The 2,127-nt window shown below is 66.2% G+C and carries 1 protein-coding gene; it reads right to left on the reverse strand.

The window, feature by feature from the left end:
* Positions 1-1,973: hypothetical protein (locus WCE35_RS09700; RefSeq protein ID WP_424593124.1), on the reverse strand; the 1,973-nt coding region annotated here is incomplete at its 3' end.
* Positions 1,974-2,127: the final 154 nt, after the last annotated feature.

The following is a 2,127-nucleotide window of genomic DNA, read 5'->3' on the forward strand; positions in this document are numbered from 1 at the left end:
GCCGCGACGTTGCCAGCGGTAGCTGCCTGGACGGCGCTGCGTGCAATCGCCGGGATGGTAAGGAGCATCGGCGCAGCGGCGGCGGCCGTGTTCGTCGCCGCCGAGCGCACTGGGTTCGAGGTCGTCGCGGTCACGCCGTCCTGGGCTGCGAGGGCTGCCATCCCAGGGGGCCACGAAGTCGCGCCGCCTGGAGTCGAGAAGAACTCGCTTGTGTCGCTGCTGTCGGTGGCGCTGACGCTGAAGGTCACCGTGCCGGAAGTGAGGGCGCTCGCGCGCACGCGGACGTTGGTCACGCCGAAGGGCAGCATCAGCGTATAGGTGTCACCCACCGCAAACGCGGTGATCGTCGCACCCTTGATCAGCGTCTTCGCGTTCTTAAAGAAGCAGTTTCCGGCTGCGGTCTCCGACCAAGTCGTTCCGCCGTTCGTTGAGACATCGCACTGGACCGTGATGCCCGTCGGCGCCGAGATCGCGGTGACCTGCGCGCCGGCGCCGGTCTTCCCAAGAAGCGCGGCGGTGACGAGCGCGGTCCCCGCGCATGAGGTTCCGCCGGCGCAGGCTGTCGAGATCGCGCCGGTGGTGTTCGTGTTCGTGCCTTGCACGCGCGTCACGTCCACGAGGAGTCCATTGGTTGTGGTGCCGCGCACGCGATCCCAGGTCGTACCGTTGTACATCATGGTATTGCTCTGCGTGACGACTGCACCGGCCGCGAGCGCGACAACCGCGTCGGCATTGGTCACGCCCGCACGGCCGGCAACCATGTTGGTTCCATCCGAGAAGCCGACCGCAGTGCCAGCAGCCGGGAAGGCTGCGGCGAAGTTGCTCGACGTGCCACCACCGCCCGCACCCGTGTTGATCACACGAAGTGAGCCAGTAGTGTCGAGCGAGAGCGCCGACATCTGCCCGGTCGTATAGGTGGGGGCGGCGGTCGTGACGCTGCCGCCGGCCAGGGTAGCGGACGAGGGCGGCGCCGAGCCGGTGGCACCCACAGAGGCATTCGAGCCGCCACCAGCGGTGACAGCCACACGCAAAGATCCATCCGTCTGAAGAGAGAGTGGGCTGATCTGCCCAGTGGTGTAGGTGGGCGCTGCCGTGGTGACGGAGCCACCGTCCAGCACCACGGTATTCGCGCCGAGCGCCGCTCCCTGCGTGATCGTCAGCTTCGCGAGTGACGCTTCCGTTGCCGCGCCGGTCGGAAGCGGCAAGCTGGCCGCGGTGATCGGAAAGGTCCCACCAGTGCCGGTGACAAGCCACGCCGTCGTGTTGGCGGTGTTGCCTGGCTGCACCGTCCAAGTTCCCGACTGCGTCGAGGCGATGGTACCCTGCACGCGGGTTACATCCACCGCGAGTCCGTTTGCCGTGGTGGCTCGTAGACGATCCCAGTTGGTGCCATTGTAGCCCAGGAGGAAAGATCCAGTCCCGAGTAGCCCCAACGTCGGCGAAGTGACCGTGTCGGCGTTGCCGGCGAAGGAGCGGATCCGGTCAAACGTGGTGCCGTTGTACCCGAAGGTTTCGGATACTGTGTGCAGCCCGTAGGTGGCCGCAACGCCGTCGGCAGATCCGATGTTGCTCCGAAGGCGCCGCCAACCCGAGCCGTCGAAACCGTAGGCGAAGGAATTGGACAGCAGTAGTCCAGACGCGGTGGTGCCGGCATCGGTGGCATTGCTGCCGGCCTTCAGACGATCTGAAAGGCCCGTCGTGTCGTTAAAAGCGTAGAGGTTCACCCGCGTTGGATCGTTGAAGGTCGCGCGAAGCTGCGCCGCGACCGAGCCAGAAGTGAAGGCACCGGCGCGCACTCTAGTGTGCGTCGCGCCGTCACAGCCGCGGAGCGTGTAGCTCACGTTCCCAGGGTTCGCGACGGACACGACGTCGGTCAACTCCGAGGTGAACTGAACTACGCCAGTCGCGGACGGGGTGCCAGTAAGAAGATAGGTCGTCCCGCCATCCAGCGAGCAGTCGCCGACGACGGTCATTACCGGAGACGTGCTGGAGGAGAAGGTAACATTGACGGTGCTCTGCCCCGCCATCGCCACCAGCGCAGTCGATCCGGCAGCGCAACCGATGCCCGAGGCGCAAGCCGCATTCAGCGTGACTTGCGTGCCGGCGGTGTCCGCTGCGCTAGCACCC

This window comes from Bradyrhizobium sp. (assembly GCF_049691595.1).
In the GTDB taxonomy this organism is placed as follows: Bacteria; Pseudomonadota; Alphaproteobacteria; order Rhizobiales; family Xanthobacteraceae; genus Bradyrhizobium.